The sequence below is a fragment of the Pseudomonas sp. V98_8 genome (genome assembly GCF_029967975.1).
GTDB classification, from domain to species: Bacteria; Pseudomonadota; Gammaproteobacteria; order Pseudomonadales; family Pseudomonadaceae; genus Aquipseudomonas; species Aquipseudomonas umsongensis.
In genome coordinates, this window is the sequence record NZ_JASCAE010000007.1 from 16,727 (window position 1) to 40,844 (window position 24,118).

Annotated in this window: 24 protein-coding genes; 11 read left to right on the forward strand and 13 right to left on the reverse strand. The window is 60.7% G+C overall.

The window, feature by feature from the left end; genetic code table 11:
- The 8 genes from rodA to QLG10_RS06730 all read left to right on the forward strand — a co-directional run bounded on the left by rodA (position 1) and on the right by QLG10_RS06730 (position 7,631).
- On the forward strand, positions 1-1,104 hold the full coding sequence (rodA, locus tag QLG10_RS06695; RefSeq protein WP_177411636.1) for a rod shape-determining protein RodA: 1,104 nt from the start codon (positions 1-3) through the stop codon (positions 1,102-1,104).
- 17 nt (positions 1,105-1,121) lie between these two features.
- The gene (gene mltB, locus QLG10_RS06700; protein WP_282486311.1) at positions 1,122-2,132 is read left to right on the forward strand and encodes a lytic murein transglycosylase B; all 1,011 of its coding nucleotides are present in this window, start codon (positions 1,122-1,124) and stop codon (positions 2,130-2,132) included.
- Positions 2,132-3,142, forward strand: coding sequence for a septal ring lytic transglycosylase RlpA family protein (locus QLG10_RS06705; protein ID WP_282486312.1), 1,011 nt, complete (start codon positions 2,132-2,134; stop codon positions 3,140-3,142). The genes mltB and QLG10_RS06705 overlap by 1 nt, the downstream gene beginning before the upstream one ends.
- Before the next feature lie 183 nt (positions 3,143-3,325).
- On the forward strand, positions 3,326-4,483 hold the full coding sequence (locus QLG10_RS06710) for a D-alanyl-D-alanine carboxypeptidase family protein (RefSeq protein WP_020798755.1): 1,158 nt from the start codon (positions 3,326-3,328) through the stop codon (positions 4,481-4,483).
- Positions 4,484-4,566: 83 nt separating this feature from the next.
- Positions 4,567-4,842 (forward strand): DUF493 domain-containing protein, encoded by a 276-nt coding sequence (locus QLG10_RS06715; protein WP_020798754.1) that lies wholly within the window; start codon positions 4,567-4,569, stop codon positions 4,840-4,842.
- Entirely contained in the window at positions 4,842-5,489 is a 648-nt protein-coding gene (gene lipB, locus QLG10_RS06720; RefSeq protein ID WP_110750903.1) for a lipoyl(octanoyl) transferase LipB, read from the forward strand. Before QLG10_RS06715 ends, lipB begins: the two co-directional genes overlap by 1 nt.
- A gap of 25 nt (positions 5,490-5,514) precedes the next feature.
- Positions 5,515-6,513: a lipoyl synthase gene (gene lipA / locus QLG10_RS06725; RefSeq protein WP_177411637.1), complete on the forward strand. Its 999-nt coding sequence runs from the start codon at positions 5,515-5,517 to the stop codon at positions 6,511-6,513.
- A 170-nt stretch (positions 6,514-6,683) separates the two neighbouring features.
- Entirely contained in the window at positions 6,684-7,631 is a 948-nt protein-coding gene (locus QLG10_RS06730) for an LD-carboxypeptidase (RefSeq protein WP_110750907.1), read from the forward strand.
- A gap of 131 nt (positions 7,632-7,762) precedes the next feature.
- Here the strand turns inward: QLG10_RS06730 and QLG10_RS06735 are convergent, their stop codons facing one another.
- From QLG10_RS06735 to leuS, 5 genes are all read right to left on the reverse strand, one after another.
- Positions 7,763-9,085, reverse strand: a complete 1,323-nt coding sequence (locus tag QLG10_RS06735) for a lytic murein transglycosylase (RefSeq protein ID WP_282486313.1) — start codon at positions 9,083-9,085, stop codon at positions 7,763-7,765.
- Between the two features lie 62 nt (positions 9,086-9,147).
- Positions 9,148-9,312 carry an alternative ribosome rescue factor ArfA gene (arfA, locus tag QLG10_RS06740; RefSeq protein ID WP_008035105.1) on the reverse strand — a complete coding sequence of 55 codons (165 nt, stop codon included), beginning with the start codon at positions 9,310-9,312 and terminating at the stop codon, positions 9,148-9,150.
- 127 nt (positions 9,313-9,439) lie between these two features.
- Complete coding sequence (holA, locus tag QLG10_RS06745; protein ID WP_282486314.1) at positions 9,440-10,477, reverse strand: DNA polymerase III subunit delta; 1,038 nt, start codon at positions 10,475-10,477, stop codon at positions 9,440-9,442.
- Between the two features lie 39 nt (positions 10,478-10,516).
- Positions 10,517-11,122, reverse strand: a complete 606-nt coding sequence (gene lptE, locus QLG10_RS06750) for an LPS assembly lipoprotein LptE (protein WP_110750914.1) — start codon at positions 11,120-11,122, stop codon at positions 10,517-10,519.
- 88 nt (positions 11,123-11,210) lie between these two features.
- A complete protein-coding gene (gene leuS, locus QLG10_RS06755; RefSeq protein WP_282486315.1) occupies positions 11,211-13,817 on the reverse strand; it encodes a leucine--tRNA ligase in 2,607 nt (868 codons plus the stop codon).
- A gap of 282 nt (positions 13,818-14,099) precedes the next feature.
- Here leuS and QLG10_RS06760 point away from each other — a divergent pair, with 282 nt between their 5' ends.
- Both QLG10_RS06760 and QLG10_RS06765 read left to right on the forward strand, forming a co-directional pair.
- Positions 14,100-14,420 (forward strand): hypothetical protein, encoded by a 321-nt coding sequence (locus QLG10_RS06760; RefSeq protein WP_020798745.1) that lies wholly within the window; start codon positions 14,100-14,102, stop codon positions 14,418-14,420.
- Positions 14,421-14,525: 105 nt separating this feature from the next.
- Entirely contained in the window at positions 14,526-15,287 is a 762-nt protein-coding gene (locus QLG10_RS06765; RefSeq protein WP_282486318.1) for a YdcF family protein, read from the forward strand.
- 99 nt (positions 15,288-15,386) lie between these two features.
- Here QLG10_RS06765 and lnt read toward each other — a convergent pair whose 3' ends face one another.
- From lnt to miaB, 5 genes are all read right to left on the reverse strand, one after another.
- Positions 15,387-16,910, reverse strand: a complete 1,524-nt coding sequence (gene lnt / locus QLG10_RS06770) for an apolipoprotein N-acyltransferase (protein WP_110750922.1) — start codon at positions 16,908-16,910, stop codon at positions 15,387-15,389.
- 16 nt (positions 16,911-16,926) lie between these two features.
- Positions 16,927-17,766, reverse strand: coding sequence for an HlyC/CorC family transporter (locus tag QLG10_RS06775; protein WP_110750924.1), 840 nt, complete (start codon positions 17,764-17,766; stop codon positions 16,927-16,929).
- Between the two features lie 5 nt (positions 17,767-17,771).
- A complete protein-coding gene (ybeY, locus tag QLG10_RS06780; RefSeq protein ID WP_282486321.1) occupies positions 17,772-18,266 on the reverse strand; it encodes an rRNA maturation RNase YbeY in 495 nt (164 codons plus the stop codon).
- Positions 18,259-19,263, reverse strand: a complete 1,005-nt coding sequence (locus tag QLG10_RS06785) for a PhoH family protein (RefSeq protein WP_020798740.1) — start codon at positions 19,261-19,263, stop codon at positions 18,259-18,261. Before QLG10_RS06785 ends, ybeY begins: the two co-directional genes overlap by 8 nt.
- A gap of 253 nt (positions 19,264-19,516) precedes the next feature.
- Positions 19,517-20,845 (reverse strand): tRNA (N6-isopentenyl adenosine(37)-C2)-methylthiotransferase MiaB, encoded by a 1,329-nt coding sequence (miaB, locus tag QLG10_RS06790; RefSeq protein ID WP_177411634.1) that lies wholly within the window; start codon positions 20,843-20,845, stop codon positions 19,517-19,519.
- A gap of 132 nt (positions 20,846-20,977) precedes the next feature.
- Between miaB and QLG10_RS06795 the strand changes: the two genes are divergently transcribed.
- Positions 20,978-21,307 (forward strand): DUF1820 family protein, encoded by a 330-nt coding sequence (locus QLG10_RS06795; RefSeq protein WP_008066015.1) that lies wholly within the window; start codon positions 20,978-20,980, stop codon positions 21,305-21,307.
- A 103-nt stretch (positions 21,308-21,410) separates the two neighbouring features.
- Here QLG10_RS06795 and QLG10_RS06800 read toward each other — a convergent pair whose 3' ends face one another.
- The 3 genes from QLG10_RS06800 to thiE all read right to left on the reverse strand — a co-directional run bounded on the left by QLG10_RS06800 (position 21,411) and on the right by thiE (position 24,106).
- Positions 21,411-21,965 carry a tetratricopeptide repeat protein gene (locus tag QLG10_RS06800; RefSeq protein ID WP_020798737.1) on the reverse strand — a complete coding sequence of 185 codons (555 nt, stop codon included), beginning with the start codon at positions 21,963-21,965 and terminating at the stop codon, positions 21,411-21,413.
- A gap of 218 nt (positions 21,966-22,183) precedes the next feature.
- Positions 22,184-23,467, reverse strand: a complete 1,284-nt coding sequence (gene hemL, locus QLG10_RS06805; protein ID WP_020798736.1) for a glutamate-1-semialdehyde 2,1-aminomutase — start codon at positions 23,465-23,467, stop codon at positions 22,184-22,186.
- A 15-nt stretch (positions 23,468-23,482) separates the two neighbouring features.
- Complete coding sequence (gene thiE / locus QLG10_RS06810; protein WP_110750930.1) at positions 23,483-24,106, reverse strand: thiamine phosphate synthase; 624 nt, start codon at positions 24,104-24,106, stop codon at positions 23,483-23,485.
- Positions 24,107-24,118 lie beyond the last annotated feature (12 nt).

The following is a 24,118-nucleotide window of genomic DNA, read 5'->3' on the forward strand; positions in this document are numbered from 1 at the left end:
ATGCGCCGCCGTGCCACGCTGTTGCAGCGCCTGCACATCGATGGACCGTTGCTGATCCTGTTGCTGACACTCGCCGCCGGCAGCCTGTTCGTGCTGTATTCGGCCAGTGGCAAAAGCTGGGACCTGCTGGCCAAGCAAGCCACTTCGTTTGGTATCGGCCTGGTGTCGATGATCGTCATCGCCCAGTTCGAGCCTCGTTTCATGGCGCGCTGGGTGCCGTTGGGTTATGTGGTCGGCGTGTTGCTGCTGCTGGTGGTGGACATCATGGGGCATAACGCCATGGGGGCCACGCGCTGGATCAACATTCCCGGGGTAGTGCGCTTCCAGCCTTCGGAGTTCATGAAAATCCTCATGCCGGCGACCATCGCCTGGTATCTGTCCAAGCGCACGCTGCCGCCGCAGCTCAAGCACGTGGGCGTCAGCCTGATGCTGATTGGCGTGCCGTTCATTCTGATCGTGCGCCAACCCGATCTCGGCACGTCGCTGCTGATCCTGGCGGGCGGAGCCTTCGTCCTGTTCATGGGGGGCTTGCGCTGGCGCTGGATTCTCAGTGTGCTGGCCGCCGCGGTGCCCGTGGCGATCGCCATGTGGTTCTTTATCATGCATGACTACCAGAAGCAGCGAATCCTGACGTTCCTCGATCCCGAAAGCGATCCGCTGGGGACCGGCTGGAACATCATTCAGTCCAAGGCCGCGATCGGTTCCGGCGGCGTGTTCGGCAAGGGCTGGTTGCTGGGCACCCAGTCACACCTGGATTTCCTGCCGGAAAGCCACACCGACTTCATTATCGCGGTGCTGGGTGAAGAGTTCGGCCTGGTGGGCATTTGCGCGCTGTTGCTGATCTACCTGCTGTTGATCGGTCGCGGGCTGGTGATCACCGCCCAGGCGCAGACATTGTTCGGCAAATTGCTGGCAGGCGCCTTGACCATGACATTTTTTGTGTATGTTTTCGTCAACATCGGTATGGTCAGCGGCCTGTTGCCGGTGGTGGGGGTGCCGTTGCCGTTCATTAGCTACGGAGGAACTTCGCTGGTGACGCTGCTGTCAGCGTTTGGGGTTTTGATGTCGATCCATACCCATCGCAAGTGGATCGCGCAGGTTTGAATAAGGTGAAGAGTTCAATGCAAGTAATGCGTGGCTGGGCGACTCGATACGCGCCATGGGTCGGCCTGGTAAGCATCCTTGGTACTGCGCAGCAGGCGGTGGCAGGCGATTATGAAGGCTCGCCCCAAGTGGCCGAGTTCGTCGGTGAGATGACCCGCGACTATGGTTTCGCCGGTGAGCAGCTGATGGGTGTGTTCCGTGAGGCGCAGCGCAAGCAATCGATCCTGGACGCCATTTCGAAACCCGCCGAGCGAGTCAAGCAATGGAACGAATACCGGCCGATGTTCATCACCGATGCGCGTATTGCCCGTGGCGTTGACTTCTGGCGTCAGCATGAGGCGGTGCTGGCCCGTGCCGAACAGGAATACGGCGTACCGGCGCAGGTCATTGTCTCGATTATCGGCGTTGAAACGTTTTTTGGCCGTAACACCGGAAATTTCCGGGTCATCGACGCGTTGTCGACCCTCGGTTTCGACTATCCTCCCCGTGCCGAATTTTTCCGCAAGGAATTGCGTGAATTCCTGTTGCTGGCCCGGGAAGAGCAGGTCGACCCGCTGACCCTCAAGGGTTCCTACGCCGGTGCCATGGGCCTGCCGCAGTTCATGCCCAGCAGCTTTCGCGCCTATGCGGTGGACTTCGACAGTGACGGCCACATCAATATCTGGAACAACCCGGACGATGCCATCGGCAGCGTCGCCAGTTATTTCAAGCGACACGGCTGGGTCGCCGGCGAGCCGGTGGTCAGCCGCGCCAATGTGCGCGGCGAACAGGTGGACGAAGGTTTGACCACCGGTATCGAGCCGACTAAAACCGTTGGAGAGTTGCGGGCCCTGGGCTGGTCAAGTCATGATGCGCTGCGCGATGATATGCCGGTTACCGCCTTCCGCCTGGAAGGCGACAATGGCCCTGAATACTGGATGGGCCTGAAGAATTTCTACGCGATCACGCGTTATAACCGCAGCGTGATGTACGCCATGGCCGTACATCAACTGTCTGAACAGCTGGTCCAAGCACGGGGCGTCAAGTAATGCGGGCATTGCCTATGAATAAACCCCTGAAGCTGATGGCATTTGCCGCGTTGGCAGTGCTGGTTGCCAGTTGTTCGACCAGTCGTGCGCCAGCGCAGAAGTCGTCCACCGCCGTGCGCTCGGCGCCGGGGCTGGACATCAACCGTGCCCACAAGGATGGCGCGCCATGGTGGGACGTCGACGTTTCACGCATCCCGGACGCCACGCCAACCCTGCACACCGGCCCCTACAAGGCCGCCCCTTACTCGGTACTGGGTAAAACCTATTTTCCGTTGCAAGAGTCCAAGACGTACGTGCAGTCGGGTACGGCGTCCTGGTACGGCACCAAGTTCCATGGCCAGAACACCGCAAACGGCGAAGTCTATGACCTGTACGGCATGAGCGCCGCACACAAGACCTTGCCGTTGCCGAGTTACGTCCGGGTGACCAACCTGGACAACAACAGGACTGTGATCCTGCGGGTCAATGACCGCGGCCCGTTCTATTCGGACCGGATCATCGACCTGTCGTACGCCGCCGCCAAGAAGCTCGGCTACGCCGAAACCGGCACCGCGCGGGTCAAGGTCGAAGGCATCGACCCGCAGCAATGGTGGGCTGCCAAGGGCCGTCCGGCGCCTTTAATGCTCAACGAACCGCAAGTCGCGCAGAATAGCGCCCCGGTCATTACGGCTTCGGCCGGCACCATCGAGCAATGGACACCTCCGCCGCAGCAGCACGCCGCCGCAGTCGTCCCTGTTCAACTTGCCGATGCAAAAAAAAACGCTTCTGCACCAGCGTCTGGCCAGTATCTGCAGGTGGGCGCGTTCGCCAACCCGGACGCTGCCGAGTTGCTGAGGTCCAAGCTCAGCGGGATGGTGAAAACTCCGGTGTTCATCAGCTCGATCGTGCGCAATCAACAGACACTGCATCGAGTGCGCCTGGGGCCGATCGGTTCGCCGGGTGAAATCCAGCAAGTGCAGAACAGCGTGCGCCTGGCCAACCTGGGTTCGCCCAGCGTTGTGACGGAGTAATACGTAGAACTTGATTGACGGTTCATCTGCGGTTTTGGGGGGTGGACCAGGTTGTTGGCTCTTTGAAGAACAAAAGCCCGGCAAGGGTTACAGAGTGAGCAGCTGAATACGCGATGACTCGTTAGAAAGTCATCTGATTAGTTTTGCCTTCGGGCAGTTTCCATTAGCGATTTCGAGAGACGGATGAACATCACCACCTTTGCCAAACGCCTGTGCCTTCTAGTCCCGCTGCTCCTCTCGCCTGCCGCATTCGCGGTCGAGATGATGCCGTCGCCACCGCAACTGGCCGCCAAGGCCTACGTGCTCATGGACGCCAGCAGCGGCAACGTGCTGGTCGAGAACAATGGTGACCAGCGTCTGCCGCCAGCCAGCCTGACCAAGCTGATGACCGCGTACATCGCGACCCTCGAAATCCGTCGTGGCCAGATCGGTGAAAACGATCCGGTGACCGTCAGCGAAAATGCCTGGCGTACCGGCGGTTCGCGGATGTTCATCAAGGTCGGCTCGCAGGTGACCGTCAGCGACCTGCTGCACGGCATCATCATCCAGTCGGGTAACGACGCCAGCGTTGCACTGGCCGAACACATCGCCGGCAGCGAAGACGCGTTTGCCGACATGATGAACAAGACCGTGGCCGACCTGGGCATGACCAACAGCCACTTCATGAACCCGACTGGCCTGCCGAACCCGGAACACTACTCGTCGGCTCACGACATGGCAGTGCTGGCCCGCGCGATCATTCACGAAGACCCGGCTCACTACGCGATCTACTCGCAGAAAGAGTTCTTCTGGAACGGCATCAAGCAACCGAACCGCAACCTGTTGCTGTGGCGCGACAAGACTGTCGACGGCCTGAAAACCGGCCACACCGACGAAGCCGGCTACTGCATGGTGTCTTCGGCCGTGCGTGACGGCATGCGCCTGATCGCCGTAGTGTTCGGCACCAACAGCGAAGTGGCTCGCGCCGCCGAGACCCAGAAACTGCTGACCTACGGTTTCCGTTTCTTCGAAACCCAGACCTTCTATCAGAAAGGTGCCGAGCTGGCCCAGGCGCCTGTCTGGAAGGGTTCCACCAATCAAGTCAAGGCCGGCCTGGCTGAAGACCTGACCATGACCCTGCCGAAAGGCCAGCTGAAAAAGCTCGCCGCCAGCATGACCATGAACCCGCAACTGGTTGCGCCAATCGCCAAGGGCGACGTGATCGGTAAAGTCGAAGTCAAACTGGAAGACAAGGTGGTACACAGCGCCGACCTGATCGCTCTGGATGGCGTCGAAGAGGGTGGTATCTTCCGTCGCATGTGGGATAGCATCCGTCTATTCTTCTACGGCTTGTTCAACTGATAGTGTGCTCCTGCAAGGTCTCGTGCTGATCCGGCGCGGGGCCTTGTCGTCGCCACGGCTTACGCTTACGAGGCCGTTACGCCATGACCGATACCGAAGTAAAGGCGCCTAAGATCGAATTCCCCAACGTTGATTACCCGGTTAAGGTGATCAGCGATACCGGTGTGGGCAACAAAGACAAGATCATTGCGATCGTCAAGAAGCATGCGACGATCAACCATGACCGTGTGGATGAACGCCAGAGCACCAACGGCAAATACACCACGATCCAGTTGCACATCGTTGCGACCGACCAGGACCAGCTGTACAACATCAACAGCGAACTGCGGGCCACCGGTTTCGTGCACATGGTGCTGTGATGTCCGGCACGCTGGGCTTTCGCGAACTTGGCCAGATGGCTTACGAGCCGGTCTGGCATGCCATGCAACGCTTTACCAACGAACGTGGCAGCGATGCCGCCGACGAGATCTGGCTGGTCGAACACCCGCCAGTCTTCACCCAGGGCCAGGCCGGCAAGGCCGAGCACTTGCTGGTGCCGGGAGATATCCCGGTGGTGCAGGTCGATCGCGGTGGCCAGGTGACGTATCACGGCCCCGGGCAGTTGGTGGCCTACCTGTTGCTGGATGTGCGCAAGCTGGGGTTCGGCGTGCGTGACCTGGTGACTCGCATGGAGGCGTGTCTCATTGAGCTGCTCGCCAGCTATGGTGTGACGGCGGCGGCCAAGCCCGATGCACCGGGCGTGTACGTCAATGGCGCGAAAATCGCCTCCCTGGGTCTGCGGATCCGGCACGGTTGTTCCTTTCATGGGCTGGCCCTGAACGTGGACATGGACCTGGAACCGTTTCGACGGATTAATCCCTGCGGCTACGCCGGGCTGGCGATGACCCAGCTGAGCGATCACGCAGGATCGATTGAATTTGCCGAGGTAAGTGCCCGGCTGCGCGCGCAGCTCGTCAAACACCTCGACTATGCTGAGCAGACGACCCTCACGGGCGGAATCGACTGATATGACTACTGATGCAGTGCAAACCATGATCCCGACGCTCGATGTCTCCGAGCGCCCGGCCCCGCGTCCCAAGGTTGAAGCCGGCGTCAAGCTGCGCGGCGCCGAGAAGGTTGCACGCATCCCGGTAAAGATCATTCCGACCACCGAACTGCCGAAAAAGCCTGACTGGATTCGTGTGCGTATTCCGGTCTCGCCGGAAGTCGACCGTATCAAGGCGTTGCTGCGCAAACACAAGTTGCACAGCGTGTGCGAAGAAGCCTCCTGCCCGAACCTGGGCGAGTGCTTCTCCGGCGGCACCGCGACCTTCATGATCATGGGTGACATCTGCACCCGTCGTTGCCCGTTCTGTGACGTTGGCCACGGCCGTCCAAAGCCGCTGGACGTCAACGAGCCGGAAAGCCTGGCCATCGCCATTGCCGACCTGAAACTGAAATATGTGGTAATCACCTCGGTAGACCGCGACGACCTGCGTGACGGCGGTGCCCAGCACTTCGCCGATTGCATCCGCGAGATCCGCAAGCTGTCGCCGAACGTGCAGCTCGAAACCCTGGTCCCGGACTACCGTGGCCGCATGGACATCGCCCTGGAAATCACCGCCGCCGAGCCACCGGATGTGTTCAACCACAACCTGGAGACCGTGCCGCGCCTGTACAAGGCCGCGCGCCCGGGTTCGGACTACCAGTGGTCGCTGACCCTGCTGCAGCGCTTCAAGCAGATGATGCCGCACATCCCAACCAAATCCGGTTTGATGCTGGGTCTGGGTGAAACGGACGAAGAAGTCATCGAAGTCATGAAGCGCATGCGCGAGCACGACATCGACATGCTGACCCTGGGCCAATACCTGCAACCGTCGCGCAGCCATTTGCCGGTGCAACGTTTCGTGCACCCGGACACCTTTGCCTGGTTCGCCGAAGAAGGTTACAAGATGGGCTTCAAGAACGTTGCTTCCGGCCCGCTGGTACGCTCTTCCTACCACGCCGACGAGCAGGCCAAGCTGGTCAAGGCCGAGTTGATGTCGTCCTGATTCGGTCATGAAAAACAGCCCGCAACGTTCAATCGGCCTTGCGGGCTTTTTTTTCCAGTCCCACAGCGACATCAGTCTTTTCCTGCGACTGCGCGATGCGTGATCCGCTTCTGTTTGTCTACGTTCCTGACTAATGTGTGTTTGATGTTTTCACGCAGGGAGATCCATGGATGAACGCAAGACCTGACCCGACGCTGCTTCCTCACACGCCTGTGCCGGCCTTGCCGATGCAAGGCCTGATCGCGGTTATCGCGCCTGCAGGTCCGGCCGCACTGGACACTAAAAAAGCCATCGCCTGGATGCGTGCTCGTGGATATTCGTTGCGGATATTTCCCGGAGTGTTCGAAAAGGAAGGCTATCTTGCCGGCAGCGACGAAGTGCGACTCAATGACCTGCACGCCGCGTTCACTGACCCTGAGGTCGACGCCATCATTTGCCTGCGCGGTGGCTACGGTACGCCGCGGTTGCTTGACCGCATCGATTTTCCGCTGCTGCGCCAAAACGCCAAGCCATTCATCGGTTACAGCGATATTACCGCGCTGCACCTGGCGATCAGCCGTTATGCGGGTTTCGTAACCTTCCATGGCCCGCTGCTCAATGCCGATCTGCTGGGTGAGCGACTACCGCCGACCGAGTCCTCATTCTTCAACATGCTCAGGGGCCAGTACAGGGCCGGCATGGTGCTTGCCCATCCGGTTGGCCGGCCCTTGACGACGATCGTGCCGGGTGTCGCCCATGGACGCCTTCTGGGCGGCAACCTGTCGATGATTGCTGCAACCATGGGCACGCCTTACGAGATCGATGCAGCCGGTGTCATCCTGTTTATCGAAGACATCAACGAGCCGCTGTACCGCATCGACCGGCTGCTGACTCATCTACGCCTCGCGGGCGTGCTGCACAAGCTGCGTGGGGTTTTGGTGGGTGATATAGCGGGGGTAGAGGCCCAGGCCCTGGACCGATTGCTCAGGCAGACCCTGGAACCCTTGTGCATACCGGTACTGGCCGGGTGGCGCAGCGGACATTGCAACCCCAACCTGACGCTGCCAATGGGCGCGTTGGTGAAGCTGGATGCGGGGAACCAGCAACTGTTTCTGGAGCAGAATGTCGTCAGGCGCTAAAACCCTTCGCCCTTGTACTTGTAGGAGCGAGCATGCTCGCGATGGTCGTGAACGATAATGCGGGAAATCTGACACCCCGCGGTGTTCTCGGGTTCATCGCGAGCATGCTCGCTCCTACGCAAGGGAAGGGTTTAGCGGTTGCGCAATCCTTCCAGCAACTTGTGCGTCGGATAACCATCCGCCGGCCAGCCAAATGACTGCTGGGCGCTGCGGATAGCCTTGCGGGTATTGGCACCAATGATCCCGTCGGCAGTGCCCGCATCGTAGTTCTGCGCACTCAGCAGGTTTTGCAGTTCGATCCGTTCGGTGCGGCTCAGGGGTAGATCATCCTTGGGCCACGTGCCGCTGATCAGTCCTGCGCCATTGAAGCGCTCGGACAGCAGGCTCACCGCGAGGGCGTAGGACGACGAGTTGTTGTACTTGAGAATCGCGCGGAAGTTGTCGAGCACCAGAAAGGCCGGGCCGCGGTAGCCTGCTGGCAGCAACAGCGCCGCGGACAATTGCTCGGAGCCTGCCGGGAACTGGCCGCCGTTTGGCAGCGCTACGCCCATTTGCCGCCATTCGGCAACGCTCTTGCGAATCGAGCCATCGGCGAGAACGTAGTTGAAGCTGCCCGGCAATTGCACTTCGAAGCCCCAGGGCTGGCCTTTTTGCCAGCCGGAGCTTTGCAGGTAGTGGGCGGTCGACGCCAGGGCGTCGGTGGCGCTGCCCCAGATATCGCGGCGACCGTCGCCATCAAAGTCCACGGCGTGGGTGTTGTAGGTGGTCGGGATGAACTGGGTCTGGCCCATGGCGCCCGCCCAGGAACCCAGCATTTTGTCGGGTTCGATATCGCCTTGCTGGAGGATCTGCAGGGCGGCGATCAATTGTGCATGAGCGAAGCCTGGGCGGCGGCCTTCGTAGGCCAGGGTTGCCAGGGAGTTGATCACCGACTTGCTGCCCTGGAACTGGCCGAAGTTGCTTTCCATGCCCCACACCGCGACCAGCGCCTGGCGGTCGACGCCGTAGCGTTGCTCGATGCTTTGCAGGATGCCTGCGTACTGGTCGACCAATGCCTGGCCTTTGCGAACGCGCAGCGGCGACAGGGCGCCATCGAGGTATTCCCACACCGGTTTTGCGAATTCCGGTTGACTGCGGTCGGCACGGATCACGGCCGGGTCGAAGCTGACATTGGCGAAGGCGCGGTCGAACAGCTCGGCACTGATACCGGCGGCCAGGGCGTCCTTGCGAAAACCTGCCTGCCATTCGGCGAAGGTCTGGGTTGGCTGGATGTCGAGGTTTTCGCCGCTCGGAACCACGGGCGCGATGACCGCCGGGGCGGTGGCGACAGGGAGGGTCTGAATTGGCTGGGCGTCAGCGGCGGTGGGTTTTTCCGCGCAGGCGACTAGCAAAATGAGGCTGGAGGCAGCAATCAATTGGCGAAACTGCCAACGACGGGAAAGACAAAGGGGCATGCACGGGTCCAGGGCAAACGAATCAGGTACAGACCTTAACATGTTGAGCGAATGCTTGCCTTTCAGGCCGCCAGAAAGTAAGAAGCCTCCCAGTTGTCAGACTGGAAGGCTTCGCGGCGGTAGCTGCCTTTGCCTTTGCCGGCGCGTTCCTGGCGGCTGCGGAACAAGGGCTGGGCGATGATGGATTTGGCCTTGTTGGGGCCATGTTTAGATGGCTTTTTGCTCATGATGGGTTCTCGCAAGTGGAGTGGTTTTTGCGGGGCAAATCATCGGCCGAATTTGGGGTTCTGTCTAGTCCCTACACTCTGTAGGACCTTTCGGACGCCTTCCCTGTAGGAGCGAAGGCGCCAAGCCTTACTCTGCAGGCAACGACAATCTCTGCCCAGCCATCAACAGCGTCAGGCGACTCAAGCTCATCCACGGGGAGCCCGCCGCCTGGCCCTTGATCTGTGCGTCGATGCGCTGGGCTTCGAGCAACAATTGCGCCCAGCGTTGCGCCGAATAACGCTGCAGGGCTTTGCTCATCAGCGGTTTGCGTTTGTCCCAAACCGGCGGCTTGGCCTGGCTGAAGGCCTTGTCCAGTGGCGTACCCTGGCTGTATTGCAATGAAATGTTAGCCAGCAGGCGCAGTTCCCGGGCCAGGGCCCAGAGAATCACCGGGGGCTCGACACCTTCACCGCGAAGCCCTTCAAGCATACGCAGCGCATGGGCGGCTTCGCCATTGAGAATGGCGTCGGTCAAGCCGAAAACATCGAAGCGCGCACTGTCGGCCACCGCGGCCTGTACTGTTTCGATGGTGATCTGGCCGCCTTCGGCCATCAGCTTGAGTTTTTCGATTTCCTGGGCGGCGGCCAGCAAGTTGCCCTCCACCCGTGCGGCGATCAGCTCGACGGCGTCCTGGCTGGCGGATAGCCCGGCCTGGGACAAACGTTGACGGATCCAGCTGGGTAACTGGTTGGCATCCACCGGCCAGATCTGGACGAACTGGGTCTGCTGGCCTTCGACCAGCGCCTTGCCCCATTTGGTTTTCTGCGCGCTGCCATCGAGCTTCGGCAGGCTGATCAACAGCACCGTGTCTTCGGCCGGGCGCGAGCAGTATTCAATGAGTGCAGCGGCACCTTTATCGCCGGGTTTTCCGGAAGGCAGGCGCAATTCCAGCAAGCGTTTTTCGGCGAACAGCGACATGCTGGCACCGGCTTGCAGCAAGGTACCCCAGTCGAAACTGGCGTCGGCGGCGAACACCTGGCGTTCATCGAAGCCTTGTTGGCGGGCGGTCGCGCGGATGGCGTCAGCGGCTTCCTGGCACAGCAAGGGGTCATCGCCACTGATGACATAGACCGGCGCAAGGGCGCCTTGCAGGTGTTTGGCGAGTTGGGCGGGAGCGAGCTTCATAAGAGAGGGCAAACGGGGCGCCAGAGCGCCCCGTAAGTCTTACTGCCGAGGCAGATCGATTGGCGACTGGCGTGGCGTGTTCGCCTCAGCCTTCTGGGCCGCTTCCAGTGCCGCGGCTTCCGCCTTGGCCTTGGCTTCGGCAGTCTGCTGCAACTGGTCCAGTTGGGCCGGGGTGAATTGCTGCAGGCGCAACATCATGCGTTGAACCAGCTCGCGACGCATTTCCTTGCGGGCATCGCTGGCTTCCTGGTCGGACCCTACCAGGTTGTTGCCATCGTGGATGAACACCTTCTGCACTTCGAGTTTATCGCTGAGCAGGGGCAGGTTTCCCTGGCCGCGAATGTCATAGTTGAGCACTGTGCTCAGTTGGTATTCGCCAGTGCGGCCGGCACCTGCGTAGCTCAGGATGCGCTGGGATTCCTGCTGGTCGGTCAGGATGAGTTTGTACGGTGCACCGTTGTAGACCTTGACGCCGCTGCTCACCAGCATCTGGCGCAGTTGCGTCACGGTATCGCCGTAGGCGTCGCGGGCGCTCAGGTCAAGTTCCTTGAGCGCCAGGTCGGTGGTGCCGGTGCCGCGCAGCTGGAAGCCGCAGGCGCTCAACAGGACCGCGAGCCCTATCACCAGCAAGTTGCGTTTGATCATTGTGTTGCTCCCCTTGAAACCGTGTGGGCCAATCGAGCGGCCCGTAAGGTTTTGTTCGGCGCCCGGCACGGCCGGGCGCCTGATCCAATTAGCTGGCGACGATGTTGACCAGTTTTCCGGGCACCACGATCACTTTGCGAATGGTCAGACCATCGACGAAGCGCAGCACGTTTTCGTTGGCCCGTGCGGCGGCTTCGACTTCTTCGCGAGTGGCGCTGGCCGGCATTTCGATCTGGCCGCGCAGCTTGCCGTTCACCTGGATAACCAGCGTCAGGCTGTCTTGCACCAGCGCGCTCTCGTCCAGCACAGGCCAGCCGGCATCGATCACCGGGTCGGCGTGACCCAGTCGATGCCACAGCTCGTGGCAGATGTGCGGGGTGATCGGCGCCAGCAGCAGTGTCACGGTTTCCAGGCCTTCCTGAACCAGCGCGCGATCCTGCTCGGTGCCTTGCGCGGCTTTCTCCAGCACGTTCATCAGTGTCATCACCTGGGCGATGGCGGTGTTGAACTTGTGGTTCTGGCCGACGTCGTGGCTGGCCTGCTTGATCGCCTGGTGGATCGAACGGCGAATGGCTTTTTGCTCGTCGTTGAGGCCGGCGACGTCCAGTTGCCCCGGCAGGCCCTGGGTGACGTGCGCTTGGGCCAGGCGCCAGACGCGCTTGAGGAAGCGGTGCGAACCTTCTACCCCGGAATCGGACCATTCCGCGCTCATGTCAGGCGGCGAGGCGAACATCATGAACAGGCGGCAGGTGTCGGCACCGAACTGGTCGATCATCGACTGTGGGTCAACGCCGTTGTTCTTCGACTTGGCCATCTTCTCGGTGCCACCGATTTCCACCGGCAGGCCGTCGGCGATCAGCTTGGCGCTGATGACTTTGGCCTTGCTGTCGCGCTCGAGTTCGACGTCCGCCGGGTTGAACCAGGTGTAGGCGCCGTTGGCTTCGCGACGGTAGTAGGTCTCGGCGATCACCATGCCCTGGGTCAGCAGGTTCTTGAACGGCTCGTTGGAGCTGACCAGGCCTTCGTCGCGCATCAGTTTGTGGAAGAAGCGCGCGTAAAGCAGGTGCAGGATCGCGTGTTCGATGCCGCCGATGTACTGATCCACCGGCAACCAGTGGTCGGCTGCGGATTTTTCCACCAGGCCACCCTCGAAATGCGGCGAGGCGTAGCGGGCGTAGTACCACGAGGACTCGACGAAGGTGTCCATGGTGTCGGTTTCACGCTTGGCAGGCTGGCCGCATTTCGGGCAGCTGCACTCGTAGAACTCGGGCATGCGCGCCAGTGGCGAACCGGCGCCATCGGGAACGACGTCTTCCGGCAGTACGACGGGCAATTGATCTTCCGGCACCGGCACGTCACCGCAGGTAGTGCAGTGGATGATCGGGATCGGGCAGCCCCAGTAGCGTTGACGGCTGATGCCCCAGTCGCGCAGGCGGAACTGGGTGCGCGAGGCGCCGAGTTCTTTCTTGATCAGCGCGACTTCGATGGCGTCGAAGGCGCCGACGAAGTCGAGGCCGTCAAACTCGCCGGAGTTGATCAGCGTGCCGTGCTCGCCGTAGGCGTCTTGCCACGGGGCAGGGTTGGTGTCGCCTGCACTTGTGCGAACCACGGACTTAACCGGCAGGTTGTACTTGTGGGCGAACTCGAAATCGCGTTCGTCGTGCGCCGGAACCGCCATGACGGCGCCGTCGCCGTAATGCATCAGCACATAGTTGGCGACCCATACTGGCAGTTTTTCGCCGGTCAACGGGTGCTCGACGAACAGGCCGGTTGGCAGGCCTTTTTTCTCTTGGGTCGCAACGTCGGCTTCAGCAACGCTGCCGCCCTTGCATTCAGCAATGAACGCTTGCAGCTCGGGGTTGTTTTGCGCGGCCAGGGTGGCCAGGTGGTGCTCGGCGGCCACGGCAACGTAGGTCGCACCCATGAGGGTGTCCGGACGCGTAGTGAAGACTTTCAGGGTGCCGGCTTCGCCGATGGAGTCGACGTTGTACGGGAACTGCACTTCCATCCCGCGGGACTTGCCGATCCAGTTGCGCTGCATGGTCTTGACCTGCTCAGGCCAGCCAGTCAGTTCGTCGAGGCTCTCCAGCAGTTCATCCGCGTAGGCGGTGATCTTGAAGTAGTACATCGGGATTTCGCGCTTTTCGATCAGCGCGCCGGAACGCCAGCCGCGGCCGTCGATCACTTGCTCGTTGGCCAGGACGGTCTGGTCGACCGGGTCCCAGTTAACGGTGCCGCTCTTTTTGTAGATCAGCCCTTTTTCGAACAGGCGGGTGAACAGCCATTGCTCCCAGCGGTAGTAATCGGGCTTGCAGGTGGTCACTTCGCGCGACCAGTCCACCGCCAGGCCCAGGCTGCGCAACTGGCTTTTCATGTAGGCGATGTTTTCGTAGGTCCACTTGGCGGGCGCTACGTTGTTCTTCATCGCGGCGTTTTCCGCCGGCATGCCAAAGGCGTCCCAACCCATGGGTTGCAGGACGTTCTTGCCTTGCATGCGCTGGTAGCGGGAAATCACGTCGCCGATGGTGTAGTTGCGCACGTGCCCCATGTGTAGCTTGCCGCTGGGGTAAGGGAACATCGACAGGCAGTAGTAAGTCTCCTTGCCTGGCTGTTCACTGACTTCAAAGGACTTTTGCTCATCCCAGAATGACTGGGCGGCGGCTTCGATTTCACGGGGCTGATATTGTTCGTGCATGGCTACTTTTGAACTGAATAGGGGTGGCCTAATCCTCTTCAATGCGACGCTGGACGGTGAACACGCCAATTTGGCGTTTTTCGGTGCCCAGAGGAGCTGGAAGTGGAGTTACAGGAAGCGCCGTAGCATACATGACCGCACTCTATCGAGGGAAACCCTGATTACTGCCGCGCGTCTCGTGAAAACCGCTGCGAGGGCCGTTGGTCGCGGCGTCCAGCCGGTTTGTCGATGGAAGCTAAGCTCTAACTGGGGAGTAGTTCTTATCTTCCAATGAGGTGAGGGATGGTTGAGTCACGGCAAAAAGTTACAAAACCGGAGCTGTACGAAAGACTGATAGACCGTCTTGGAATGGCCCTGGATGCGGCGAAAACCGCGGGCCGGTTGCGTGATGAACGTCCACTGGAGCTGGAGTTGCGTGGCCTGAGCCCCGCAGAGTTTGCATTGGTCAAGGCGTACCTCGATCGCAGTGAGCGTGAGACACACGGATGCTTGTCAGAGGCAGTGAAGCAACTCGACGCACCACGCACAGCCAAAATTATCTGGCTCAAGGACAAAGTAGCTGGCAGAGACGCGGTAAAGGTCCGGTCCCTGCAGTGCAAATAAGGCATAGAGCCATGCTCCACGGTATTTTGAAGCATAGTCCTTGCGTATTTATTGTCGCATTGCGTCAACCCACTTAGGCTTCGGGCATCTTTAAGGAGATGCCTGATGCCTTTTCGCTATTTCGTCAAACACCTTCTGATGCCGCCCGGCGTTCTTATCCTGTTGCTGGTGCTCGCCTGGTGCTGGCGCCGCTCAAGACCGCGGCTTGCCGCTGGGTGCTTCGCCCTGGGCGTCGGAGGGCTCTGGTTGATGAGCCTGCCAGTCATGGTGCAGTGGGGCGCCGGGCTTCTTGAGCGTGAGGCACCCTTGGCACGCGACGAATGGGCAGCGTTGGCCCAGCGCGCCGATGCGATCGTAGTGCTGGGAGCCGGTCGTGAGCGGGGCGACCTGGCCTGGGGCAGCGATCAACCCACCGGGGTGGCACTGGAGCGAGAACGCTATGCCGCTCGCCTGGCAAAGGCTTCGGGCTTGCCGATCCTGACCAGTGGCGGTTTGCACTATGGCACACCGCCCACCGAGGCCAAGCTGATGGCGGACTCATTGCACGATGATTTTGGCGTGGCGGTGCGTTGGCAGGAAGGGCGAAGTCGCACCACTTGGGAGAATGCTACGTTCAGCGCCGAGGTGTTGTTGCCTGAAGGCATCAAGCGCGTGGTGGTGGTGACACAGGCCTGGCATATGCCGCGAGCGGTCTGGAGTTTTCAGAAGGCCGGGTTTGAAGTGGTGCCGGCGCCAGTGGGATTCTTGAGCGTGGATAACGCTGAGCCACTGGGCGGCTGGATGCCCGAGTTCAAGGCGATCTGGCGTAGCGGGCAGCTGTTGAATGAGGCTGCGGGGCAGATCGGGTATTGGATGTTCTACCGCTGAAGATCAAAAGATCGCAGCCTTCGGCAGCTCCAACATTTGGAATGCAATCCCCTGTAGGAGCTGCCGCAGGCTGCGATCTTTTGCAGGCGCCACAAATATTCAGACGGTCTTGGCCATCCGGCTGGCAATCAACGCCCAGCCAAACAACAGCACACACACAATGATCAGCGGCCATGACCGCCATTGCAGGTACGGTGTGAGGTCGTGCATGGGCACCACTTCACCGTACAGGATGCCGCGTTCGAATTGCGGGATCTGCGTGGTGATCTGGCCGAACGGGTTGATCAGGCCGGTCACGCCATTGTTAGTGGCGCGGATCATCCAGCGGCCGGCCTCGAGCGCGCGCATCTGCGCCATCTGCAAATGCTGCAGCGGGCCGATGGACGTGCCGAACCAGGTGTCGTTACTGATGGTCAGCAGCAGGTCGCTTCGCGCGGCAAGGCCGGCGGCGAACTCTGGATACACCACCTCGTAGCAGATGAAGGGCGCAATCTGGTACCCCTTGGCTTGCAGCATGGCCTGGTCGGAAGGGCCGCGGGCAAAGTCCGACATGGGCAGGTCGAAGAACGCGATCAGGCCACGCAGCACATCCTGCAAAGGCACGTACTCGCCAAACGGCACCAGCTTCTGCTTGAGGTAGGTGCCGTCGCCTTCGCCGACCACGGTAATGCCGTTGTAAAAGCGTTTTTCGTGATGGACCATTTCGCGGATCGGCACGCCGGTGATCATGGCCGAATCCCGTTCGGCGGCGAATTTGCCCATCATGTCCAGGTAGCCCTGGGCAGACTCCTTGAGCACCGGGACCGCGGTTTCCGGCCAGATCAGCAAGTCGACCCGTTTCGAACTGAAGCTCATGTCGCGGTACAACTCCAATTGCGCGTTGAGCTGCGCCGGGTCCCACTTCATGCTCTGTTCGATGTTGCCCTGAAGCGCCGCGACACTCAGTGGCGCGCCTGACGGGCTGGTCCAGGCGTGTTGCTTGAGTGCCATGCCGGCAACCCACGGGCCAGCGAGCAGCACAATGCCCGCGGCGATGAAGCCCTTGCGTCCGGTGCGCACCAGGCGCATGGCGTTGTAGATCAAGGCGGCGGTCAGGGCCAAGGTAAAGGATATCAGCCACATCCCGCCGACAGGCGCGAGACCGGACAGCGGGCCGTCAAGCTGGCTGTAGCCGGAGTAGAGCCATGGGAATCCGGTCAGGAACCAGCCGCGAAATGCTTCCTGGCCGACCCACAGCGCCGCAAATGCCAAGCTGTCCGCCAGCGGTGCTTCGTTGCGTCGCAGCCAGCGCGCCCAAATCCAGGCAGGCAGGGCGAAGAACCAGGCAATCGCCGCGGTGAAGATCAGCATCAGGAAGCCGGCCAGCAGCACCGATGCACCACCGAAGTGATGAATGCTGTAGTAGATCCAGCTGGTGCCGGCGCCAAACAGGCCGAAGCCGAAACACCATCCACGGCCCAAGGCTTGGCGGGGGTTCAGTTCACGCAAGCCGGCATAGAAAAGCCCGACCGCCAGCAGTGCCAGTGGCCAGATATCGAACGGCGCCAGGGCCAGGGTGGTGATTGCACCGGCCGCCACGGCCAGCAGGTTACCGGGCCAGCCGGGGCGGGTTGTCCAGCGCATTTCAATCCTTAGGTTTTTACCGGGCGATAGGTGACAGTCGCAGCAAATGAATCCGCCGACTGTCGGCGTTCAGGATGCGAAAGCGATAGGCGCCGATTTCGGTGATTTCGTTGCGTTTTGGCAGGTGCCCGAACGCGCTCATCACCAGGCCACCCACGGTGTCGAACTCATCGTCGGAGAATTCGCTGTCGAAGAACTCATTGAAGTTCTCGATCGGCGTCAGGGCCTTGATCAGGAAGTCGCCGCTGGGCAGTGGCTTGATGTAGCTGTCTTCCTCGACGTCGTGTTCGTCTTCGATGTCGCCGACGATCTGTTCCAGCACGTCTTCGATGGTCACCAGGCCTGCCACGCCGCCGTATTCGTCGATGACGATGGCCATGTGGTTGTGGTTGGCGCGGAACTCACGCAACAACACGTTCAGGCGTTTGGATTCCGGCACGAAGGTAGCCGGGCGCAGCAGGTCCTTGATGTTGAAGCTGTCGCCGTTCTCCCTGAGGATCAACGGCAACAAGTCCTTGGCCAGCAGAACGCCCATCACGTCATCGTGGCTTTCGCCGATCACCGGGTAGCGGGAGTGGGCCGAATCGACCACGGCAGGCAGGAACTCGCGAGGTGTCTGGGTCGCCTTGATGCTGATCATCTGTGAGCGCGGGACCATGATGTCCCGTACTTGCAGGTCGGCAACCTGGATAGCGCCTTCGACGATGGCCAGCGCTTCGCTGTCCAGCAGTTTGTTCTGATGTGCATCGCGCAGCAGCTCCAGCAGCTCCTGGCGGTTCTTCGGCTCGTGGGCAAAAGCCTGGGTGAGCTTACCCAGCCAAGACTTCTGCCCGTTGCTCGATCGATCTTCGCTCATAGCGATTACTCTGAATCCTTTGTTGTTTCGGTAGGGGATAAATCGGTTTCGTCGTCCGCGTACGGATCGCGATAGCCCAGTTCTGCAAGCAACGTTCGTTCCAGTGCTTCCATCTCTTCGGCTTCGTCGTCATCTATATGGTCGTAACCCAGCAGATGCAAGCAGCCGTGAATCACCAGGTGCGCCCAATGGGCCTTGAGTACCTTGCCCTGCTCGGCGGCTTCTCGCTCGACCACGGACACGCAGATCACCAGATCGCCCAGCAGCGGGATGTCGAGGAACTCGTCCGGCACATCGGCAGGAAACGACAGGACGTTGGTGGCGTAATCCTTTTGCCGCCAGGTGTTATTCAGTTCGCGGCCTTCGACTTCGTCGACCAGGCGAATGGTCATCTCGGAGTCGGCGCTGCGCTGGCGCAAGGCCAGTTCGCACCATTGGCGGAACTCGGCTTCGCTGGGGGCGGGCGCTTGGGTCGCGATTTGCAGATCAAGCTCAAGCATCGCGTCGGCTGTCCTTTGGCGTTTCATCGATGGCACGATTTTCGAAACGCTCGTAGGCCTCGACAATGCGCTGCACCAGCGGATGACGCACGACGTCCTTGGGCATGAAATGGGTAAAGCTGATACCCGGAACATCCTTAAGCACTTCGATCACGTGGTGCAGCCCGGACTTGGTGCCTTTAGGCAAGTCGACCTGGGTGATGTCACCGGTGATGACGGCGGTGGAGCCGAAACCGATCCGGGTCAGGAACATTTTCATCTGTTCGACCGTGGTGTTCTGGCTTTCGTCGAGGATGATGAAGCTGTTGTTCAGCGTACGGCCGCGCATGTAGGCCAGTGGGGCCACTTCGATCACCTGGCGCTCGATCAGCTTGGCGACGTGTTCGAAACCGAGCATTTCGTAGAGCGCGTCATAAAGCGGGCGCAAGTACGGGTCGATTTTCTGCGACAGGTCACCGGGCAGGAAGCCGAGCTTTTCACCGGCTTCGACCGCCGGACGCACCAGCAGGATACGCCGGATCTGTTCACGCTCCAGGGCATCCACTGCGCAGGCGACGGCCAGGTAGGTCTTGCCGGTACCGGCCGGACCGATGCCGAAGTTGATGTCGTTGCCAAGGATTTCCTTCACGTAGCGCACTTGATTCAAGCCGCGAGGGCGAATCATGCCTTTCTTGGTGCGCAGGGCGACGGAGGCATCGGCGGGCGAATGGTTGTCCAGCTCTTCGACGGCCGATTCCTGCAGGAACAGGTGAACCATGTCCGGCGACAGCTCAGTACCCTTGGTTTCCCGGTACAGGCGGCGCAGCAGGTTTTCCGCGGAGGTGGTGTGCTTACGCTCGCCGATCAGTTCGAACTGGTTTCCGCGGTTGCGGATCTCGATAGTCAGGCGCTGCTCGATCAAGCGCAGGTGCTCGTCGAACTGCCCGCACAGATTGGCGAAGCGGCGAGCCTCGAAAGGCTCGAGGATGAAACGATGTGGTTCGATGGGTGCGTTCAAGGTCGTATTTAGCCGCCCTGGGGCAATTGGGATGATTCAAGGATAGCGCCAGTGGCGCGGGTGCGAAAGCTCTTAAATCGGGTGCAGAAATTTTGCTTTTGTGGCGAGGGGATTTATCCCCGCTGGACTGCGTAGCAGTCCCATCTTTTTGGGGCCGCTGCGCAACCCAACGGGGCGGTGCGACGTTTCGCTAAATCCCCTCGCCACAAAATCCCCTCACCACAGAAGCCCGCTCCCATAGAGGGCGCGGGGGTTATTGGATCAACGAGCCTCGCAGCGAGTGCGGCTGCGCGGCGTCGATGTGCACATCCGCGAACTGGCCGATCAGGGTCGGATTGTCACAGCGGAAGTTGACGATGCGGTTATTCTCGGTTCGCCCTTGCAGCTCGCCAGGGTCTTTCTTGGAATAATCGGTTACAAGAATCCGCTGAGTCGTACCGACCATTTGTCGGCTGATTTCAAAGCCCTGCTGGTTGAGGCGATGTTGCAGGGCGTTCAGGCGCTCTTTTTTCAGCTCTTCCGGGGTTTCATCGACCAGGTCGGCGGCCGGAGTGCCCGGGCGCTGGCTGTAGACGAACGAATAGGAGAAGTCGAAACCGACGTCCTGAATCAGTTTCATGGTTTGTTCGAAGTCTTTCTCGGTCTCGCCGGGGAAACCGACGATGAAGTCCGAACTGATGCAGATACCCGGCACGGCAGCGCGCAACTTGCGCAGTTTGGATTTGTATTCCAGCGCCGTGTGGTTGCGTTTCATCGCCGCGAGGATGCGGTCCGAACCCGATTGCACCGGCAGGTGCAGGTGTTTCACCAGCTCCGGCACTTCGGCGTGGGCCTGGATCAGGCTGTCGGAGAATTCCAGCGGGTGCGAGGTGGTGTAGCGGATGCGGTCGATGCCATCGACGGCGGCGACCACGCGGATCAGTTCGGCCAGATCCGCCAGGCGACCGTCGTGGGTCTTGCCGCGATAGCCGTTGACGTTCTGCCCCAGCAGCGTCACTTCACGCACGCCGTGTTCGGCTAGGTGGATGATTTCGGCAATCACGTCGTCGAACGGGCGGCTCACTTCCTCACCGCGGGTGTAGGGCACCACGCAGAACGTGCAGTATTTGCTGCAACCCTCCATCACCGACACGTAGGCGCTCGGGCCGTCGATGCGTGGCTCGGGCAAGTGGTCGAATTTTTCGATTTCGGGGAACGAGACGTCGACTTGCGGCAGCTTGGTGATGCGCGCGGCGTCGATCATTTCCGGCAGGCGGTGCAAGGTCTGCGGCCCGAATACCACGTCGACATAGGGCGCGCGGTCGCGAATGGCGGCGCCTTCCTGGCTGGCCACGCAACCGCCGACGGCAATCACCATGTCCGGGTTGGCCAGCTTCAGCTCGCGCCAGCGACCCAGCTGGGAATAGACGCGGTCCTGGGCGCGCTCGCGGATCGAGCAGGTGTTGAGCAGGATCACGTCGGCGTCTTCAGCGCGCGCCGTGACTTCCAGGGCCTGGTGTTCGCCCAACAGATCGACCATGCGCGAGCTGTCGTACTCGTTCATCTGGCAACCGTGGGTTTCGATGTAAAGCTTCTTGGCCATGGATAGAGTCATCACGTGATTCAAAGAACCGCGCATTATAGGGAACATGTCCTCAGGTTCCTACCGCTGCGCGTCCGGCGGCTATGCTATAGTTCGCGCCCTCATTTTTATCCCCGATGTGTTTCGCCTGCCATGACCAAACGTGAAGCTCCAATCTACAAGGTGATTTTCCTCAATCAGGGCCAGGTGTTCGAAATGTACGCCAAGCAGATCTATCAAAGCGATCTGTGGGGCTTCCTGGAAGTGGAAGAGTTCGTCTTTGGCGAGCGCACACAGGTAGTCGTAGACCCGAGCGAGGAGAAGCTCAAGGCCCAGTTCGAAGGGGTCGTGCGCAGTTTCGTGCCCATGCATTCGATCGTGCGCATCGACGAGGTCGAGCGCCTGGGTACACCGAAAATCAGCGAAGCCCGCGGCACGGTCGGCAATGTGATGCCTTTTCCGGTGCCAATGCCTGAGAAGTAGGCTTCAAGAGCGAGTCGCCCCTTCGCGAGCAGGCTCGCTCCCACAATAGATCAACTGTGGGAGCGAGCCTGCTCGCGAAGGGGCCGTCAGATCAATACTGAAGTCAGGGAAGCGGCGCGAACGGCGTCCGCCCATCGGCGCTCTGCAATTCCATCAGGTATTTACGGAAAATTTGTCCCAGCACCTGAGTGGCGACTTCCAGTTCCTGGCGCGGCATCTTCTCGGCGACTTCGTCGGCGGTATCCAAGGCTTCTTCCGCACCGTTGACCGCCGCCATCTTCAGAACGATGTACGCCTGAATATTATTGGCCGGTACGCCCTCGCCGTGAAAGAACATGGTGCCGAGTTTGAATTGGGCCTGGGCATGGCCTTGCAGCGAGGCCTTTTCGAAGTAGTTCAGGGCTTTATTGAGATCGCGTGGCGCGTTATTCCCATCGTAGTAGAACTCACCCAACTCGTATTGCGCTTGGGCATCCCCTTCATCCGACGCTTTCTGGCAGGCAGCCAGTGCCTGTTCCAGGTCTTGCGGCTGGGTATTGAGGGTGCAGCGACCCATCGCTGGGATTAACAACGAGTTACCGCCTGCTTGTGCGAGCGCGAGCAGGGGCTGAAGGAGCAACAGGCAGCCCAGTGAAAGGGCGCGGCCGGTGCGGTTCATGGGAATCGACTTACCTCTGAGGGGCGCGCGGACCCATCGAGGGGATCCAATAAGCGCGCATTATGAAATAAGCAGGGCCAACCTTACAAAGTCTTTACTCGTTTTTCTGCTGCGCGGGAAATATATCGCCCACTTAACAGGGATTATTAGCAGATGAGCAGGAAAAAGGGCAGGAGTGAAGGCTGACGCCGGCAAGAGCCAGCGTCAGCGCTACGGCGTTACTTCAGTGCAGCAAAGGCGCGCTCGGCGGCATCCAGGGTCAGTTTCAGCTCTGCTTCGCCGTGGGCGATCGAGGTGAAGCCGGCTTCGAAAGCGCTTGGCGCCAGGTATACGCCACCTTCGAGCATCAAGTGAAAGAAGCGGCCGAACAAGGCGGCATCGCTGGCCATCACGTCATCGAAGGTCACAATGTCGTCGGCACCGCTGAAGTACAGGCCGAACATGCCACCGGCCTGGGTGGTCACGAAGGGAATACCAGCCGCATCGGCGCGCACTTGCAACCCGTCGAGCAGGCGAGTGGTGTAGTCGGTCAGTTCGTCGTGGAAGCCCGGGCGGCTGATCAGGCGCAATGTGGTCAGGCCCGCCGCCATCGCCAGCGGGTTACCCGACAATGTACCGGCCTGGTATACCGGACCCAGCGGGGCAATGCGCGACATGATTTCACGCTTGCCGCCGAAGCAACCGACCGGCATGCCGCCACCAATGATTTTGCCGAAGGTGGTCAGGTCCGGTGTCACGCCGTAGTGAGCCTGGGCGCCGCCAAGGGCAACACGGAAACCGGTCATCACCTCGTCGAAAATCAACACCACGCCGTGCTTGTCGCACAGGGTCCGCAGGCCTTCGAGGAACCCTGGGGCCGGCGGCACGCAGTTCATGTTGCCAGCGACCGGTTCGACGATGATGCACGCCACGTCCTGACCGACTTCGGCGAGCATGGCCTCGACGGCATCAATGTCGTTGAATGGCAGGGTCAGGGTGTGTTTTGCGAACGCCGCGGGTACGCCCGCCGAGCTCGGCACGCCCTGGGTCAAGGCGCCGGAGCCGGCCTTGACCAGCAGGCTGTCGGAGTGACCGTGGTAGCAGCCTTCGAACTTGATGATGCTGTCGCGACCGGTAAAGCCACGGGCCAGACGGATCGCGCTCATGGTCGCTTCGGTGCCGGAGCTGACCATGCGCACCATTTCCATCGACGGCACCAGCGAGCAGACGAGATCCGCCATCTGGGTTTCCATCTCGGTCGGCGCGCCGTAGGACAAACCGTGTTCAAGCTGCTTGCGCACGGCATCCAGGACTTGCGGGTGACTGTGGCCGAGGATCATCGGGCCCCAGGAACCGACGTAGTCCACATAGCGCTTGTCGTCTTCGTCGGTGACGTAGGCGCCTTCGGCATGCTTGAAGAACAACGGCGTGCCGCCAACGCTCTTGAATGCACGGACCGGCGAGTTCACGCCACCGGGGATGTGTTTCTGGGCATTGGCAAACAGGGTTTCGGAACGAGACATGATCGGGCTCTCAAATCAGATTTTCAGTAATTCGTTAAAGGCGCGGGCGCGGCGGGTCACCTCAGCCGTGCTCTCGGCGCCAAACAGGCCGTGCACCACAGCGAGTAGATCGACCCCGTGGGCCACTAGCGGGGCGGCGTTGTCGAGGGTGATGCCGCCGATCGCGCAGATCGGCAGATGCAGCTTGCTGCGGGCCTGGTCGAGCAGGTCGAGACTGCAAGTCGGTGCGCCGGGCTTGGTGTTGGAATTGAAAAAACGGCCAAACGCGACATAGCTGGCGCCTTCTTTGGCGGCCTGCTCGGCGAGTTCGAGTTGTGCATGACAGGTTGAACCGATAATCGCCTTGGAGCCGAGCAACGCGCGGGCCGGGGTGAGCGGCCCGTCAGTCTGCCCCAGGTGCACGCCGACGTTCAGGCGCGCGGCCAGTTCGGCGTCGTCATTGATGATCAATCGGGTCTTGTAGCGATCGCACAGATCGCGCAGGGCTTCGGCTTCACGCAAACGACGGGCCTCATCGCTGCTCTTGTCGCGGTATTGCAGCAGGGTGACGCCACCTTCCAGCGCCGCCTCCACGTACGAAAGAAATTTACCGGCCAGCAACTGGCTGTCGGTAATGGCGTACAGGCCACGTAGTTTCATCAAGCAAGCCTC

Coding starts and splice junctions, on each gene's coding strand:
- rodA (WP_177411636.1), top strand. CDS start 1: ATGCGCCGCCGTGCCACGCTGTTGCAGCGCCTGCACATCGATGGACCG.
- mltB (WP_282486311.1), top strand. CDS start 1,122: ATGCAAGTAATGCGTGGCTGGGCGACTCGATACGCGCCATGGGTCGGC.
- QLG10_RS06705 (WP_282486312.1), top strand. CDS start 2,132: ATGCGGGCATTGCCTATGAATAAACCCCTGAAGCTGATGGCATTTGCC.
- QLG10_RS06710 (WP_020798755.1), top strand. CDS start 3,326: ATGAACATCACCACCTTTGCCAAACGCCTGTGCCTTCTAGTCCCGCTG.
- QLG10_RS06715 (WP_020798754.1), top strand. CDS start 4,567: ATGACCGATACCGAAGTAAAGGCGCCTAAGATCGAATTCCCCAACGTT.
- lipB (WP_110750903.1), top strand. CDS start 4,842: ATGTCCGGCACGCTGGGCTTTCGCGAACTTGGCCAGATGGCTTACGAG.
- lipA (WP_177411637.1), top strand. CDS start 5,515: ATGATCCCGACGCTCGATGTCTCCGAGCGCCCGGCCCCGCGTCCCAAG.
- QLG10_RS06730 (WP_110750907.1), top strand. CDS start 6,684: ATGAACGCAAGACCTGACCCGACGCTGCTTCCTCACACGCCTGTGCCG.
- QLG10_RS06735 (WP_282486313.1), bottom strand. CDS start 9,085: ATGCCCCTTTGTCTTTCCCGTCGTTGGCAGTTTCGCCAATTGATTGCT.
- arfA (WP_008035105.1), bottom strand. CDS start 9,312: ATGAGCAAAAAGCCATCTAAACATGGCCCCAACAAGGCCAAATCCATC.
- holA (WP_282486314.1), bottom strand. CDS start 10,477: ATGAAGCTCGCTCCCGCCCAACTCGCCAAACACCTGCAAGGCGCCCTT.
- lptE (WP_110750914.1), bottom strand. CDS start 11,122: ATGATCAAACGCAACTTGCTGGTGATAGGGCTCGCGGTCCTGTTGAGC.
- leuS (WP_282486315.1), bottom strand. CDS start 13,817: ATGCACGAACAATATCAGCCCCGTGAAATCGAAGCCGCCGCCCAGTCA.
- QLG10_RS06760 (WP_020798745.1), top strand. CDS start 14,100: ATGGTTGAGTCACGGCAAAAAGTTACAAAACCGGAGCTGTACGAAAGA.
- QLG10_RS06765 (WP_282486318.1), top strand. CDS start 14,526: ATGCCTTTTCGCTATTTCGTCAAACACCTTCTGATGCCGCCCGGCGTT.
- lnt (WP_110750922.1), bottom strand. CDS start 16,910: ATGCGCTGGACAACCCGCCCCGGCTGGCCCGGTAACCTGCTGGCCGTG.
- QLG10_RS06775 (WP_110750924.1), bottom strand. CDS start 17,766: ATGAGCGAAGATCGATCGAGCAACGGGCAGAAGTCTTGGCTGGGTAAG.
- ybeY (WP_282486321.1), bottom strand. CDS start 18,266: ATGCTTGAGCTTGATCTGCAAATCGCGACCCAAGCGCCCGCCCCCAGC.
- miaB (WP_177411634.1), bottom strand. CDS start 20,845: ATGGCCAAGAAGCTTTACATCGAAACCCACGGTTGCCAGATGAACGAG.
- QLG10_RS06795 (WP_008066015.1), top strand. CDS start 20,978: ATGACCAAACGTGAAGCTCCAATCTACAAGGTGATTTTCCTCAATCAG.
- QLG10_RS06800 (WP_020798737.1), bottom strand. CDS start 21,965: ATGAACCGCACCGGCCGCGCCCTTTCACTGGGCTGCCTGTTGCTCCTT.
- hemL (WP_020798736.1), bottom strand. CDS start 23,467: ATGTCTCGTTCCGAAACCCTGTTTGCCAATGCCCAGAAACACATCCCC.
- thiE (WP_110750930.1), bottom strand. CDS start 24,106: ATGAAACTACGTGGCCTGTACGCCATTACCGACAGCCAGTTGCTGGCC.